15 protein-coding genes are annotated in these 16,230 nt (G+C 43.5%); 8 read left to right on the top strand and 7 right to left on the bottom strand.

The features are described 5' to 3' along the window. Positions 1-70: 70 nt before the first annotated feature. The 3 genes from torA to torE are packed head-to-tail and all read right to left on the bottom strand — an operon-like array spanning position 71 to position 3,972. Positions 71-2,533 (bottom strand): trimethylamine-N-oxide reductase TorA, encoded by a 2,463-nt coding sequence (gene torA, locus MSG36_RS13395; protein WP_248368287.1) that lies wholly within the window; start codon positions 2,531-2,533, stop codon positions 71-73. Positions 2,534-2,557: 24 nt separating this feature from the next. Next, positions 2,558-3,739: a pentaheme c-type cytochrome TorC gene (gene torC, locus MSG36_RS13400; protein ID WP_004734592.1), complete on the bottom strand. Its 1,182-nt coding sequence runs from the start codon at positions 3,737-3,739 to the stop codon at positions 2,558-2,560. Between the two features lie 50 nt (positions 3,740-3,789). After that, positions 3,790-3,972 (bottom strand): trimethylamine N-oxide reductase system protein TorE, encoded by a 183-nt coding sequence (gene torE, locus MSG36_RS13405; RefSeq protein ID WP_008222628.1) that lies wholly within the window; start codon positions 3,970-3,972, stop codon positions 3,790-3,792. Positions 3,973-4,409: 437 nt separating this feature from the next. On the opposite strand from torE, the gene MSG36_RS13410 reads away from it, so the two are divergent. Next, on the top strand, positions 4,410-5,204 hold the full coding sequence (locus tag MSG36_RS13410) for an ABC transporter permease (protein WP_248368289.1): 795 nt from the start codon (positions 4,410-4,412) through the stop codon (positions 5,202-5,204). A gap of 354 nt (positions 5,205-5,558) precedes the next feature. On the opposite strand, the gene focA is transcribed toward MSG36_RS13410, so the two are convergent. Both focA and MSG36_RS13420 read right to left on the bottom strand, forming a co-directional pair. Continuing rightward, on the bottom strand, positions 5,559-6,401 hold the full coding sequence (gene focA, locus MSG36_RS13415; protein WP_048658323.1) for a formate transporter FocA: 843 nt from the start codon (positions 6,399-6,401) through the stop codon (positions 5,559-5,561). A 362-nt stretch (positions 6,402-6,763) separates the two neighbouring features. Beyond that, the gene (locus MSG36_RS13420) at positions 6,764-8,071 is read right to left on the bottom strand and encodes an ATPase (RefSeq protein WP_248368292.1); all 1,308 of its coding nucleotides are present in this window, start codon (positions 8,069-8,071) and stop codon (positions 6,764-6,766) included. 257 nt (positions 8,072-8,328) lie between these two features. Here MSG36_RS13420 and MSG36_RS13425 point away from each other — a divergent pair, with 257 nt between their 5' ends. The 3 genes from MSG36_RS13425 to MSG36_RS13435 all read left to right on the top strand — a co-directional run bounded on the left by MSG36_RS13425 (position 8,329) and on the right by MSG36_RS13435 (position 10,201). Continuing rightward, entirely contained in the window at positions 8,329-8,559 is a 231-nt protein-coding gene (locus MSG36_RS13425) for a TIGR02647 family protein (protein ID WP_017060280.1), read from the top strand. Positions 8,560-8,673: 114 nt separating this feature from the next. Continuing rightward, complete coding sequence (locus tag MSG36_RS13430) at positions 8,674-9,528, top strand: NAD(P)H-binding protein (protein ID WP_050621865.1); 855 nt, start codon at positions 8,674-8,676, stop codon at positions 9,526-9,528. After that, the gene (locus MSG36_RS13435; protein ID WP_248368293.1) at positions 9,521-10,201 is read left to right on the top strand and encodes a YdcF family protein; all 681 of its coding nucleotides are present in this window, start codon (positions 9,521-9,523) and stop codon (positions 10,199-10,201) included. The genes MSG36_RS13430 and MSG36_RS13435 overlap by 8 nt, the downstream gene beginning before the upstream one ends. A gap of 126 nt (positions 10,202-10,327) precedes the next feature. Here the strand turns inward: MSG36_RS13435 and MSG36_RS13440 are convergent, their stop codons facing one another. Beyond that, complete coding sequence (locus tag MSG36_RS13440) at positions 10,328-10,906, bottom strand: thymidine kinase (protein WP_048658319.1); 579 nt, start codon at positions 10,904-10,906, stop codon at positions 10,328-10,330. Between the two features lie 96 nt (positions 10,907-11,002). Further along, entirely contained in the window at positions 11,003-12,388 is a 1,386-nt protein-coding gene (cysS, locus tag MSG36_RS13445) for a cysteine--tRNA ligase (RefSeq protein WP_248368294.1), read from the bottom strand. 353 nt (positions 12,389-12,741) lie between these two features. Between cysS and MSG36_RS13450 the strand changes: the two genes are divergently transcribed. The 4 genes from MSG36_RS13450 (at position 12,742) to MSG36_RS13465 (ending at position 16,035) form a co-directional block, all read left to right on the top strand. Continuing rightward, positions 12,742-13,236, top strand: a complete 495-nt coding sequence (locus MSG36_RS13450; RefSeq protein ID WP_017060275.1) for a peptidylprolyl isomerase — start codon at positions 12,742-12,744, stop codon at positions 13,234-13,236. A 77-nt stretch (positions 13,237-13,313) separates the two neighbouring features. Continuing rightward, the gene (gene lpxH, locus MSG36_RS13455) at positions 13,314-14,048 is read left to right on the top strand and encodes a UDP-2,3-diacylglucosamine diphosphatase (RefSeq protein WP_248368295.1); all 735 of its coding nucleotides are present in this window, start codon (positions 13,314-13,316) and stop codon (positions 14,046-14,048) included. 123 nt (positions 14,049-14,171) lie between these two features. Further along, complete coding sequence (locus MSG36_RS13460; RefSeq protein ID WP_248368296.1) at positions 14,172-15,389, top strand: EAL domain-containing protein; 1,218 nt, start codon at positions 14,172-14,174, stop codon at positions 15,387-15,389. Between the two features lie 136 nt (positions 15,390-15,525). Continuing rightward, on the top strand, positions 15,526-16,035 hold the full coding sequence (locus MSG36_RS13465; protein ID WP_248368297.1) for a YchJ family protein: 510 nt from the start codon (positions 15,526-15,528) through the stop codon (positions 16,033-16,035). The last annotated feature ends 195 nt before the right edge of the window (positions 16,036-16,230 follow it).

Here is a 16,230-nt window from a genome sequence, read left to right on the forward strand (position 1 = left end):
CAAAAAGCCCCTGTAAGAGTGCTTACAGGGGCTTTAATTCAAGCTTTAATCTTGGTTCTTAAGACAAGACTTAAGAAACTTCGATTGGACCACCGAATGAAGTTACTGGAGGCAGTTTGCCTTGGAACTTCTCGAAGTCTACCAAACATGTGTTTGCTGACGTTGCTTGAGCAAGTTCAGACGTACCGATATCTTGAGTCAGTGTGTTTGGATCGCCGTATGTATCTAGCGCGCCCACTTTCTCGTTGATCGGACCGTACCAAGCACCTTCTTCGATACGAACAACACCAGGAGCATAGCTATCCATTAGAACAGCACCCGCTAGTAGTTGACCACGGTCGTTGAACACACGTACTACGTCGCCATCTTTGATGCCTTTCTTCTTAGCATCTACTGGGTTGATGTAGATTGGCTCACGACCTTGTACCGCGTAAGTCGCACGCCACTCTTCAGATTCACACATCTGAGAGTGAAGACGCTTGTCTGGGTGACAAGATTGTAGCCAGTACGGGTGTTTGTCAGAACCTGGACCACCGTGTGAACGTTCAGATTTCTCGAACCACATTGGGTGTTCTTGACAGTGCTCGTAACCCATGTTGCCTACAGTACGGCTTGTAATTTCGATGAAACCAGAAGGTGTACCTAGAGCATTGATCTCTGGGTCTTCACGGAATGAAGCGTGACGAGTCCATGGCTTACCTTTACCGAAGTCTAGGAAACCTTTTTCCCAGAACTCAGCAAACTCAGGCATTTCGAAGCTACCTTCGTTTGAAGCGCGACATTCGTCGTACAGAGATTTAACCCACTGCATTTCATCCATACCACGCGTGTAATCGTCGTAACGACCCCAACGCTTAGTTAGGCTAGACATGATCTCGAAGTCAGTCTTAGACTGGAACAGAGGATCAACTAGTTTGTGCATCGCGATCAAACCACGGCCAGAGTATGCACCGTAACCATCGATATCGTTACGCTCCCACTGAGTACAAGCTGGAAGAACAATATCAGAGTGACGACAAGTTGCAGTCCAAGCGAAATCAACAGCCACTACAGTTTGTAGGCTCTTGAATGCTTTACGCATCTTGTTGCGATCTTGGTGGTGGTGCCACGGATTGTTACCACTGAATACCATCATTTTGATATCAGGTAGTGTTACCGTTGAACCGTTCGCTTTGATCTTCTTACCTGGCTCTAGCAGGCTATCTACCCAACGAGCAACAGGGATTACGCGGCTGTAACCGTTGTAATCAGTGTTAGTGTGCTTAGGCGTTTGACCTTGGTCGATGTTCAGCGGGAATGAACCCGGAGCAGCGAAGCCAGTTGAAGATACACCGATACCAGAGTAGTGGTGACCGTAAGAGATACCACCGCCCGGAAGACCAATTTGGCCAACCATTGCTGCGATAACTGCACACATCCAGTAAGGCTGTTCACCATGCTCTTGACGTTGGATACTCCAACCAACAAGAATCTGTGTACGACCGTTAACCAGCATCTTAGCGAAGTCACGAATAGAGTCCGCGCTTGCGCCACAGATAGCAGAAGCCCATTCTGGCGTCTTCTCAACTCTGTCTTTCGTTTCACCTTGAACGTACTTGATGAAATCTTCAAAACCTAGACAGTAAGTTTCGATGAACTTCTTGTCGTATAGGCCTTCGTTGTAAAGAACGTGAGCAACACCAAGCATGAACGCCACATCAGTTTGTGGGTTGATGTACATTTGCTCGTTTTCTAGGTAACGACCTGTTTTGTTTTTAACAGGGTCAACAGAAACAACGTTGATCTCTTTCTTAGCAACTTTTTCTTTCAGCTGTTCTAGGTATGCGAACGACTCGTGAGTCTCACATGTCCAACCTACTTGCAGGTTTTTAACTGGATCGTTACCCCAAAGAACAATGTTGTCACTGTTTTCTAGGATAAGTTCCCAAGATGTACCTTGCGCGTAAACTTCAGTCGAACCTAGCACGTAAGGCATGATCGTTTGACCAGCACCTGTTGAGTAGTCACCGATTTTCTTCACAGAGTAACCGTGAAGTGCCATTGCACGTTGCATGTGGTTAGTACAGCTGTGGAACTGACCAGTTTGTCTCCAACCAGTTTGACCGGTGTGAAGCGCCCATGGACCGTAATCTTTCTGTACGCGCTCTAGTTCACGGTAAACAAGGTCTAGTGCCTCATCCCAAGTCACACGAATAAAGCGGTTGTTACCACGCGTATCTGCGCTGTATTTATGCTTCTTCAACCAATCTAGGCGAACCATTGGGTAACGCACACGTGATGGGCTGTAGATAATACCTTTAATACCTTTCAACATCTCAGTTGGGTGTTGATCGATTTCTAGAGGTTTAATTTCTTGTACTTTACCCGCATAAACACGAGCTCGGAATGCACCCCAGTGAGAACCAGAGACTTTCCACGCGCCGTCTGTTTCTGCAGCAGACGCTGATGCCGACGCCAATAAGCTTGGACCGATAACCGATGCCGCACTTGTAGTAGCGACACCTTTCAGAAAACTTCTTCTTGTAATTGCCATTGTGTTACTCCAATTGACGTCTTATTAGTGATGGCCTTCAGAAAAATCTGATGAGTGCTTCTGTAGATACTTAAGAACAAGTGCTTCTGTATCTGTATCGAAGTTAACGAACGCAATCATACCATCTAGCATGCCTACCCAACCGTTAGCGCTGAAGTGAGCTTCATCTGGCTGTGAGTGACACGTTGAACAGTTAGATTGGTACGCTTGACCAGCTGCGTTCCAGATTGGATCGAAGTTATCAACCATAGACTCTTTCTTCATCCAAAGTGCTAGGTTAACTTCTTCCCAAGGAAGACCAGTTAGCTCATCTTCTTTCTTCTCACCAACAGTGATTACGTCACTTTGAGATACTTCTTTCGTCAAGATTGCAGTCGAGATGTTCATACCGAAGTCTTCTTGGATTACACGTCCGAAGCCTTTCGCTTTACGCCAACCGTCGATTTGAATCTTAATCATGTCGCCTTTTTCGTCGATCACTGCAACTTTACTTGCAGGGCTTAATAGACCCGCTTCAACTGTTGCTGTCTCATCCGTATACATTGGTAGGTGACGAATAGAGATTACGTCTGAACCATTTGCGTAAGATGTGCTGCTTGCTACATTTTCTAGCTCGCCAACAATACCGCTTGCTGATGCCATATCTAATGGAAGGTTGTGAGCAATACCTTTGTGACAGTCAACACAGCTTTGATCACGCTCTGCCGCGTTTTTCATCTGGATACGCGCTGTTGGGCGCATGTTTTCGAAATCCATTGAATCGTAGTTGTGGCAGTTTTTACACTCTAGAGATTTGTTCGAAGAGAAACGATCCCATTCATGTTTAGCCAATTCGATACGACGAGCTTCGAATTTCTCAGGTGTATCTAGGTCACCAAATACTTGAGCGAATACTTCTTTAGATGCTTGCATCTTACGAGCGATTTTTGCTGTCCATTCATGTGGAACGTGACAGTCAGGACAAGTCGCGCGTACACCAGAAGTGTTTTTCCAGTGAACCGTTTCTTGTAGTTCTACGTACACGTTGTCACGCATGGTGTGACAGCTTACACAGAATTCTTCTGTATTTGTGTGCTCTAGAGCTGTGTTAAAACCGCCCCAGAAAATAACACCGGCGATAAAGCCACCCATAGTTAGTACACCAAGACTGATGTGTACCGCAGGGCGAGTCATTGTGCGCCATAATTTAACTAAAAATGATTTCATGTTTAGCTCTCTTAAATATTGATTTTAAAAAATGTTGTTACTAGAGGGCATTACATGCCGCCGTGAGCACCTGGAGGTCCGAATACAAACACTTGCAGTGCCCAAACTAGGAAGCCGTAGCCGCCTACAAAAGCCACACTTAATATTGGAAAGAGAACCACCGCGATGAAGAGGAAAGACTTCCACTCCAACGAGCGTTTTTCGCCAGTTTCAATTTTATTAACATCACTCATACATTTTGCCTATTTTGTATTTAGTAATTTCGAGTAACCCATTCTATGGGGCTAAAGTTCTTAAGTATCTAACAACAAATTTTAGACCATACTCAAAGTAGGGTTCAATCAAATCTCCTGTTATAACCCTTGCTAATCAATACTTTTTTGAGCTCATCCAAAGTTGTTTTTAGTTAAACAAAGTTATTAAAAAGTATTAACAAATGTGAAAAATTAAGTATATTTCACAAATGTTAAATTCCAACAATCACGCAACCTTATTGTAACCAATTTTAACGTTTTACCTACTAAGTAGTAGCTAAAAATGCCTTAAACAACCAATATTTTGTACTTTGGTTGTTAAATAATTGAGCACTTTTTGAATCGACGGGTTTGAAGCTGAAATGCATCATTTGGCACTTTCAGATATGATGGGGACCTACTTAAAAGGAAGCTCTATGCAAGACGTTATTGATATATCTTGGTGGCAGTTGTTGCTCTTCGGTTCACTTCTCTTTCTGCCCATTGCCATCAACCACAAGCTGAAACTCGGCCTTGGAAAAGAAGCCTCTATTAGCATCATTCGCATGGTTATTCAGCTGTTTCTTGTGGGTCTTTACCTAGAATATTTATTTACTTTGAATAGTTTGTGGGTCAATTTGTTGTGGTTATTTGCCATGATAATTGTCGGTGCGAGCTCGATTGTTGAGAAGTCTAGGCTACCGAGACAGCTATTATTAGCGCCTGTTGCCGTAAGCCTTGCCGTAACCTGTGTACCCATCGTCTTGTTTATCTGCTTTTTCATCATTAAACCGACACCGCTTTTTAACGCGCAGTACCTTATCCCGATCGCAGGAATGTTATTGGGTAATAGCTTAAGCAGTAATATAGTGGCATTGCAGAACCTGTTTGGTGCTTTTGAAACACAGAAATCAGAATATGAAGCAGCAATCGCGTTAGGCGCGTCTCCCTCCTACGCTGCAGCACCGTTTGTACGCAATGCAATACAGAAAGCGATGTCCCCTATCATGGCCTCTATGGCAACCACAGGCTTAGTAACGCTGCCAGGAATGATGACAGGACAAATTCTTGGGGGGGCGTCACCGATGATCGCGATTAAGTATCAACTGATGATCATGCTGGCGATTTTCGTGATGATGAGTTGCTCTTTGGCGCTTGTGCTTCACCTCTCATTGAAGACTTCCCTGACCAAAGAAGGTCGAGTCCTCGCTCAAATACAACCTTCAAAATAACCTCCCCACTCCCTTTAGATCTGGTTACTCACTGAATTTGAGACAGGTTATCCACAGAAATTGTGGATAACCAAATCAAGATAGATCCTTTTTTGTCCACTTTCACCCGAGAAAAGATCATTACCGTTGATCCTTCGGTGTTTTCAAAGACATATACACATATGGTGAGCAGCGCTGTTGAGTGTTCAGATGATCATTAGAGGGGTGAAGAAGTAGGTTTTCCACAAATAAAAAACGGCCTGCAATGCAGACCGTCTTGTAAATGTCATAAGTCAGTTCAGTGTTTCCACTGAGCTTTAGCGCATCTCGTCAACTGAGTTAGGTACGCCACTTTTGTTGATAGAGCCACCTTTATTAGTCACGCAGGTAGATCAACCAATACCACATGCCGACAAAGATACCACCGCCAATGATGTTACCGATAGTAACGGGCAGCAAGTTGTTCATCAAAAAGTCCACCATGTTCAGATCAACATAGTCCGCTGGGTTAGCGCCTGTCATTGTCCAGAATTCAGCAGGAGCAAATGTTTTAATGCCGATAGCTAAAGGGACTTGGAACATATTCGCAATACAGTGCTCGAAACCAGCTGATACGAACATCGCAACAGGTAAAATCATTACCGCGATTTTGTCGGTAAGTGTACGTCCACTAAACGTCATCCATACCGCGATACAAACCAATACATTACACATTATACCAAGCGCGATAGCTTGGATAAAATCATGGTGCATCTTGTGTTGGGAAATCGCCATTGCATTTAAACCAACCTGGCCATGGTCAAACATGTACTGTTTGGTCAGAAGCATACATGCCACCAGCAACAATGCGCCAATCAAGTTACCTACATAAACCGTAGCCCAGTTCTTGACGAGCGTGCGCCAAGTAATTTTGCCACTTGCGCGAGCAACCAGAGTAAGCACCGAACTGGTAAATAACTCACCACCGGTAACAACAACGAGAATTAAGCCCAAGCTAAATGCAAGGCCACCTAATAGGCGAGTAATACCCCAAGGCAAATCACCAGCACCGGTCGTTACGATGGTGTAGAACACAAACGCAATGCCGATATGGATGCCAGCTGAAATCGCTAGGAGAAAAGATTTGATTGGATCTTTAGTTGCTTTACCTACGCCAATATCTGCAGCGCGCTCAGCCATTTGTGGCGGTAATAATGAGTCAAATTGGTTTAGATTCATGATGATTTACATTTTGAAACATGTCGTCGGGAGCGCGATAATCCTCTCTTTCATTTCTGAATTCAAGAGCTATTTTAAGCTCGAATTTCCTTCAACAACTAAGAAAACGCCAAACCTTCAATGATATTGAAATTTCTTACGACTTTAGTAGTAAAAAGAAAACTCTGATGAATGAAAACCTACCAACGATAAAAACAACACATCTATAAATATCAACAAGTTACGTTAAAACCATAAGAATGGTGTACACTATATCCGTGTTTTGAGAGCTTTTCTTTTCAGATTTTGACATAGATCAACAGAACATAAAAAAGCGCCTAGAGGCGCTTTTAAGTCAGTCACAAATAAAGACATTAGTGATGCTAAACCGAAGGTTCAATCACTTCTGCTGATGATAGTTCTAGAGCCGGGTTCTCTAGATTTGTTTCAATACTCGGCGAGATCGCATCAGAATCACTTTCGTTGGCAACTTTACCACCTAAGCTTTTCAAACTATCGACTAGTTCTTCTAAGCTTTTTATGTGAGCATCGCTCTTCGTAATCTGCTCACCGAGCAACTCACTATGCTTGGTTGCTTCAGACAATTGCTGTGCTTGCTTCTGGTTTTCAGATTCCAGGTTAGCCAATTGCTCAGTCAAAGTTTCAATCTCTGACTTTAATAGCCCTGTCATGTCGGAGCTTTTTAACGCTTTAATACTCGCTACAATCTTTTGAGATTGCTGACGTAACCCAACATCACGGTAATCTTCATCATTGACGATTTGTGAAATACTCAGTAGTTGGTTCTCTGCATTCAAAACCGACTGTTCGAACTTGTCGCCTTTTACACTCGCCAGCACTTTGACTTCATGAGCGACACTGCGCACGTGGTTCAATTCAAACTCTGCAGCGTGAACCGCATCTTCAATGATCGACTTTTCACGAGGGCTGGCTTTCACTTGGCTTTCGGCCAACGCAATTTGAGATGCTGCCTTAGCAAAGGTCAGCGGAGCAACATCATCAAAATCTTCATCTTCCAAGAACTCTAATTCGTTCTTCAAAGGTTCGATGTATTTCTTATGCGCCACTTTAACTTCTAGTAAGCGAGCATTGTTAAGAAATTCCACCTGCGCTTCTTGAGCTTCTTCAAGCTCATCGACCAGCACATATTCGAACAACTCGCTGTATTCTGAATACAAACGTTTGTAGCTCGAAGTAAAGATGGTATCTGCGCCAAGAAACTTCAGGTAATCCATTTGGACAATCGAATCAGCGAGTACTCGGTCAGCCTTCTTCTTTAACACTAAGATCGAGTCATAATTTGATTTGATCAACGCTATTTTTTCATCAAAGGCTTCAGCGTAAGTCAGGCTCGAAAAAATGGAGTAGCTCTTGGTTATCCGAGTTTCGTCTTTCAGTAAGTCCGCATAAATGCTTTCAGCATCATCCCATGCGTCTAATAGTTCATTGTAATTCTCTGGTGCATAGAGAGACAATTGAGCATGGTCTTCAAGCTTGACTTCCCATTCGGAGTAAACGCTTTGGACAGACTGAAATGAACGGACCTCTATTGTAGATTCATTATTGTTGTTTGTGGTTTGGTTCGCGTCTGTCTGCTCTGAGGGTGTGCTTTGACAACCTGAGATAGTAAATAGCATACTGATCGTTAATGCTACTTTGTTCGCTCTCACTTATGCATATCCTTTTTATACAATATTCGCTCAATGCAAATTATTTCTAGTCACAATATATTACAACCACTTAGCAATAAACATCATTGATGATTTAAGCGGGTGCAAATCACCCAATATAACCAAAATAAACCCATCACTCGATGATTAATCAATCAATTTGGTATCACTTATCAATTCTCCTTATTTGCTATTGCCTGAGCCGAGAATGCGCACTAAGGTGAAGGTAGAGAACGTTATGAATATATAGGTTAATTATGAAGTACAACGCTGAACATATTGCTGATTTAAACCTCCTTCTTCAATTTGATGTAAGTAGTGCTGCTACTGGAATTAAAGTTCATCAAGAGGCTGCTCAAGAAACTCAAGACGCTGTTAAGCGCCTATTCGAAAAAAACCTTTGTACTCAGCCAGACGGCGGTTACCTAACAGATGAAGGTATCGAGATGGCAGAGCGCGCAGACAAGCTTCTTCGCGTACTAAACTAAAGCTCCATTGTTCTAGTAAAAACTCCACTTGCTTCGGCCGTGGAGTTTTTTCATTTTTGGGCAAAGCTTTGTTAGGCTTATTGTAAATTCGTCATTTCCAGTTGTGAGGAACACATGGCTTCTATATTTATTGTCGGTGCAGGATGGGTAGGTGCACCTTTATCTGAACATTTAGAAAAACATGGTAACCGAGTGGTGGTCACGAAAACGACCCAAGCGGGAGCAGACGCCATTGGTAGCGAACAAATTCCATGTGAAGTGTTTAGCTTTGATTCATCCGATCCACAACAGACTATCGGGCGACTCTATTCGCTGTTACTCGAAAACAACACTGAAATTGTGATTGGCAGCTTCCCTCCTGGCTTTAGAAAAGGAGCAGGACAAGAGTATGCCGACTATTGGCAGCAACTCACCAATGCATGCCAAAAGGCCAACATTAAAAAGCTCATTATGGTCAGTTCAACTACGGTATACCCAACTAAGCCGGGTGTGTTGAACGAGCTGGATGCATCACTCCCTCTTTCGACATCAGATAACGAGCAAGCGTCTTTATTTTCCGATAACGCGCGAATCATGCTGCAAGCTGAACAGTCAGTGATTGATTCAGGTATCGACTACACCATTCTTCGCTTTAGTGGCTTAATAGGCCCAAGCCGTCACCCATCACGCTTCGCAAGCAAATTAAAACAAGTCAGCACACAAGCTCCAGCCAACATGCTGCACCTTGATGATGCAATTGGTGCTGTCGATTTCGCTATCAGTCAACTGCACAACGAAGTGGTTAACGTGACGACGCCAAATACGGTCAGTAAGGCGGAGTTTTATGCCGCAGCACTGAAAAGCGCCAACAGCAGTGAGCCTCTACCCGCTGTTGTTGATACCCCAGACAAATTAATCTCTTCGAAGAAGATTCTCGATTTAGGTTATTCATTTAAATTCGAATCCACATTGGATGCACTTCATGACTGAACAATCTATAGCTAACAAATATCCCAACATAAAACTGCATCGCTCAGTCGATACCCTTTGGAACTTTATGTCGATGGGTCACAAGGTTACGCCTTCCGACTGTATCTTTGTATTGTGTAGCAACGATACTCGCGTCGCGGAATATGCAGCCGAGCTTTATCACCAACAGATCGCACCTTACATCGTTTTTTCTGGTGGTGTGGGACGCTTTACCGAAGGGTGCTTTACAGAAGGGAATTTTGAGCGCTCAGAAGCTGAAACATTCGCTTCTATCGCACGAGATTGTGGTGTGCCTGACTCTGACATTATCATAGAGAAACACGCGACAAACACTGGGGAAAATGTCCGCTTCACTCATGAGTTACTGAAAGAGCAAGGGTTATCACCGAAGAGGCTAACCTTAGTTCAGAAGCCCTTTATGGAAAAACGAACTTACGCGACCTTTAGTAAACAGTGGCCTGACGAAACGTCCGAGATAACCGTGACATCACGTTGGCAAACTTGGGATGATTACTTTAATGAAGAGTTGCCGTTAGACATGGTGTTAGGTGCATTGATTGCTGATTACGAACGAATCAAATCCTACCCAGAGAAAGGCTTTCAGGTTGAGATGCCCATCCCCGATGACGTTGACCACGCCTATCAAGCATTGAAGAAGCTCGGATTCGAATAAGTCTCCAATAAAGTAAAAACTAGGCTTGGCATAAAGTAAAAACATAAGTTCAGTAAACAAAAACGGTGACGCTTGGTCACCGTTTTTTCATTTTTTCCTGTTAGTAACAACAGCAAATAGTTTTGCTTATTTACCTAATGCTTCTTTGTAGTGCAGACGGCAAACAGAAACGTATTTGTCATTGCCACCAATTGCCACTTGATCACCTTCAGCGATCGCCACACCGTGCTCATCGGTACGAATAACCATGTTCGCTTTACGGCCACAATGACAGATGGTTTTCAGCTCCACCAGCTTGTCCGCCCAAGACAGTAAATAGCGGCTACCTTCAAACAGCTCGCCCAAGAAGTCGGTGCGTAAGCCATAACACAGTACAGGAATATGAAGTTTATCCACTACTTCTGTAAGCTGATACACCTGCTCTTTCGACAAGAATTGACACTCATCGATCAACACACAGTGACGCTTCTCTTCGTCGTTCAGCTTTTTGATCGCATCAAACATGTTGGTGTCATTTTTAAAAAGTTGAGCTTCAGATTGCAGACCAATTCTTGAGCTTACTTTACCGATACCATAGCGATCATCCAATGCAGCCGTGAAGATCACTGGCGTCATACCGCGTTCTTGGTAGTTGAATGACGATTGAAGAAGCGTTGTTGATTTACCCGCATTCATTGCCGAGTAGTAAAAATACATCTGAGCCACAGAAATATTCCTGTTAAATAAAATTGAATATGAAAAGGTGAAATTAGAGAATTTTTGCTAGAAAAAAGGGCTGAAAATCAGCCCTTTTTATAAGATTTACTTACGACGCCAAGTCGTACCTTCTGGGCCATCTTCTAGAACAATACCCAACTCGTTTAGCTTATCACGTGCCAGGTCGGCATTTGCCCAATCCTTTGAAGCACGAGAATCGTTACGCAGTTTGATCAACGCTTCGATTTCAGCCACTTCGTCATCGTTACCAGCCGCATCACCTTGTAGGAAGGCTTCTGGTTCTTGGTGAAGAATACCGATGATGTCCGCTAGTTCACGCATCAATGCACCAAGTCCGCTTGCTTTTTCAATGCTCTCAGGCTTGATACGGTTGATTTCACGTGCCATTTCAAACAGCACTGAGTAAGCTTCAGGCGTGTTGAAATCATCGTTCATCGCAGTAGAGAAGCGAGTTACGTACTCTTCGCCACCAGCAGGAGCCGCAGTAAGGTCTAGGCCACGAAGTGACGTGTATAGACGCTCTAGCGATGCGCGAGCTTGGTTTAGGTTGTCTTCACTGTAGTTCAGTTGGCTACGGTAGTGACCAGACATTAGGAAGTAACGCACTGTTTCAGCATCGTAGTGTGCTAGCACATCACGGATAGTGAAGAAGTTACCTAGTGACTTAGACATTTTTTCTCTGTCTACCATCACCATGCCACTGTGCATCCATGTGTTTACATAGTCAGTACCATGTGCACAGCAAGATTGCGCGATTTCATTCTCGTGGTGTGGGAATTGTAGATCTGAGCCGCCACCGTGGATATCGAAGTGATTACCTAGAATAGACGAGTTCATTGCTGAACATTCAATGTGCCAACCTGGACGACCTGGACCCCATGGTGATTCCCATGTTGGTTCACCTGGCTTAGACATCTTCCAAACAACGAAATCTAGCGGGCTACGTTTTGCAGAGTCTATGTCAACACGAGCGCCAGCTTGAAGCTGATCAAGGTCTTGCTTAGAAAGCTTACCGTATTCTTCGAACTTCTTAACTTCGAACATTACGTCGCCGTTACTTGCAACATATGCGTAGCCACGTTCAATCAGCTTTTCAACAAGTTCGATGATTTCAGTGATGAATTCCGTTGCACGAGGTTCAACGTCTGGACGCTTCATGTTCAACGCATCGAAATCAGCGTGCATTTCGCCGATTAGACGCTCAGTCAGAGATTCACAAGACTCGCCGTTTTCGTTAGCGCGCTTGATGATTTTGTCATCAATATCTGTGATGTTACGAACGAAGTTCAAATCGTAACCAAGGTAACGAAGGTAACGAGTTACTACGTCGAAAGAAACGAACGTACGACCATGACCAATGTGACAGAGATCGTATATGGTTACCCCACAGACATACATGCCGACTTTGCCAGCTGTAATTGGTTTGAATTCCTCTTTCTGTCTTGTGAGCGTGTTATATATCTTCAGCATGATCTCTATCTATTTTATGGATTAATCAAAAATAAGCTCGCAGTATAACAAGTCATACCTTAATAGGTAATCCCCAAAAGCAGGAATTATACCAATCACAGTAAGTAGATGGTCATAAATAGCGCAGAAAAAATGCTTGAGAACAAGGAAGAAATTTTCGATAAGTAGTTATTCTACATTCAAAATTTCTAACGACGTTATCAAGTGTTTTAACAAGCTAGGATGACCAGTTATTTGCGACGATTGGTATTATCTCAAACATCCGAGTTAAGTTAATGATTTGGTGATTTGAAAGTCCGCCAACATGCGCTAGAATTCGAACTTCATATTAAAAAGACAGTAAGGTAACAATCATGATCATCCTTCACACAAATTTTGGTGACATCAAAGTTCAACTTAACGAAGAAAAAGCACCAGAAACAAGCGCAAACTTCCTACAGTATTGCCGTGACGGTTTCTACGACAACACACTATTCCACCGTGTTATCGATGGTTTCATGATTCAAGGCGGCGGCATGACTTCTGGCCTTAAAGAAAAAGCGACTCGTGCAACGATCAAGAACGAAGCAAACAACGGTCTTGCGAACAAAGTTGGTACGCTAGCAATGGCTCGTACTATGGAACCGCATTCAGCGAGCTCTCAGTTCTTCATCAACGTTAACGACAACTCTTTCCTAAACTTCCGTAGCGAAAGCCTAGACGGTTGGGGCTACTGTGTATTCGCAGAAGTTGTTGAAGGCATGGACATCGTAAACAAGATCAAAGGTGTTAGCACTGGTTCTATGGGTATGCACCAAGACGTACCTCTAGAAGAAGTGATCATCACTGGTACTACAATCGAAGCTTAATTCATCGCTTTCGGTTAGTATTGATGAGCCGATAAAATCAGGATATAGGGAGCGAATCGCTCCCTTTTTTTAGACCTATGAAAACATATTTTATATCAGATCTGCACCTTGCTCCGTCACGACAAGACATCACCGACTGCTTCCTAACCTTCATGAAGAAAGAAGCGGTAGAAGCAGATGCACTCTACGTATTAGGTGACCTTTTCGAATTCTGGATTGGTGACGACGACAAAAGTGAGTTCGCGACTTCTATCCGCCAAGCATTTATTGATTTGGTAAAGACAGGCGTACCTTGCTACTTCACTCAAGGTAACCGTGATTTCCTTGTTGGCAAAAAATTTGCCAAGCAAACGGGCGTGAAACTGCTAGACGAAGTATCGACTATCGATATTTATGGCCAAAAAGCGGTTGTGTTACATGGTGATACCCTATGTACTGAAGATGTAAAGTACCTCGCCTTTCGCGAAAAAGTGCATCAGCCATGGTTACAATGGGTCTTCAACCGAATCCCATTTTTCATCAAGAAGAAAATTGTTTCGAAGGTTCAATCAGATATCAAAGATGACAAGCAGACCAAGTCTCTCGACATTATGGATGTGACACAGCAAGAAGTCGAAGATGTGATGGAACGAAACAATGTCGATTTGATGATCCACGGCCATACTCATCGCCCAGACATCCATACATTTAATGCTAATAATTGCACTAAAACTCGTATCGTACTTGGCGATTGGTATACGCAAGGCTCTGTGCTGGTGTTCACGCCGCAAAGTTTTGAACTACAGAATCGAGCGTTTAGCAATAGCTTTTAACATCACGCTTAAACTTTCACTTTGATTATTATTGTCGGTCAGACTTTCTTAGAAAGTGTATGGTAATTTCTAGTGAATTAGCTATTATCTCTCTACCAGAAATAAACCGAACACAGTACCAAGTTGAAATATTCATACGTAGCGCGTCAACCAATACTCGACACAGGCAAGAAAACCATAGGTTACGAGTTGCTATTCAGGGATGGTCCTAAGAACACTTTCCCTGAAGTAGAGCCGGAGCTCGCTACTAGCCGTTTGCTTTCCGATCACTTCTTATCGACCCACTATAATACGTTGGGTGATAAGCTTGGGTTCGTGAACTTCCCATACGCAAGCCTAATCAACTTAGTCCCTACTCTGTTCCCCAAAGAAAGCCTCGTTGTTGAAGTTCTTGAAGACTGTGAACCGACAGACGAGTTACTTGAAGCCATCAAAACCATCTTTGACGCGGGTTATACCATTGCGCTAGACGACTTTGTGCCAAGTAAAGCTTGGAAGCGCTTCTTACCCTACGTTTCAATTATCAAGTTCGATATCCGTTTGACGCCAATTGTCAAAGCAGCGATGTTTATGAACTCTCTCAAAGGGCTAGATATCAAGTTCCTTGCTGAGAAAGTAGAAACGTACGAAGAATACCAAGAAGCGAAAAAAGCAGGCTTCACCTACTTTCAAGGTTATTTCTTTAGCAAGCCAGAAATGATCCAAACGCGTGCGCTCAACCCAGCATTCCTGACGACCGTTCAGCTGTTAAAAGAGATTGCGCACGACCCTATCGACTTTGGTGAAGTCGAGCGTTTGATTACGCTCGATGTGACCATGTCATATAAGCTACTTACCTACGTCAACTCCGCTGGCGGTTCACCAACAACAATTCGTTCATTCCGCCAAGCGCTTATTTACCTGGGTGAACAAAAGCTGCGTAAATTCGTCTCACTTGTGGCTATCGCCTCTGCGAAAGAAGATAAGCCGGACTCACTCTATGGTTTAGCGGTCATACGCGCACGCCAATGTGAACTCTTGGTCGAGAAAATGAATGTTAAGGTAGAGCCTGGACAAGCCTTTTTGACAGGTATGTTTTCTCTATTGGATTCACTCTTTGACCAACCATTGAAACAAGTACTCGATTCAGTGCCGATCGACCTAGAGATCAAACAAGCCTTGATTCAACGTAAAGGCGTGTTGGGTGCAGTATTGGCGATGGTGGTTGCGTATGAACAAGCTCGATGGGATGAAGCGACTCGTATTCGCCAGCTTCTCAAACTGAGTGAAGCTCAACTTGGTCAAGCTTATGACGAAGCGACGACTTGGGCGCAAGAGTTATTGTCTCCAGCTTTGAAATAGTAAACTTCGCGCTAACACTTTGATAATTTCAATAACTTCAATAGAAACTAAACTTTGGTGAGCGATCGTTTCTTGGTAAACTCCCACGCATTCATTTATGGCCTCTTAATAGAGGCCATTTTTACAGGATCTGACTATGTCTTTATGCCCATGCGGTAGCAATAATACTTACCAACAGTGCTGTGAATCAGCGCACCTTAACCACAGTTCCGTTGAAACACCTGAGCAGTTGATGCGCTCTCGTTATTCAGCGCACGTGTTGGGTTTGGTTGACTATGTTGTTGCGACTTACCACCCTAGCTGCAATGCCGAAGCACAAAGAGAAGGCATCGCAGAATCTATCGACAGTGATTGGGCAGGGTTAGAAGTCATCGATACTGCGGCAGGCTCGCACCAAGACGAAGGCTTTGTTGAATTTAAAGCTTACTTCAATGAAGACGGCGCACAATACTGCATGCAAGAGCGCTCTCGTTTCGTTCGTGAAAACGGCCTATGGTTCTATATCGACGGTGAGTTCCCAGAGCAAAGCCAACCAGAACCAGAAATCGATCCTCGCTTAAACCAAACGGTTGAAAGCTTCAAGATTGGCCGCAACGACCCATGCATTTGTGGAAGTGGGAAGAAATATAAAAAGTGTTGCGGGTAACTCGCACGGCTAAGAAGTCAGATTAATAGAAGAGATTCCTGATGTCGCTTAGGCTCCTCGGAATGACGTAAAGTCAGAGTTTAGAAAAGTGACGTAGGGCTTAGAAATCTTGAAATCTTGAAATCTTGAAATCTTGAAATCTTGAAAATTCAAAAGCTAAAAAGCCCCGTAAACATATTTGTTTACGGGGCTTTT

This window comes from Vibrio sp. 1CM8B, from assembly GCF_023161685.1.
In the GTDB taxonomy this organism is placed as follows: domain Bacteria; phylum Pseudomonadota; class Gammaproteobacteria; order Enterobacterales; family Vibrionaceae; genus Vibrio; species Vibrio coralliirubri.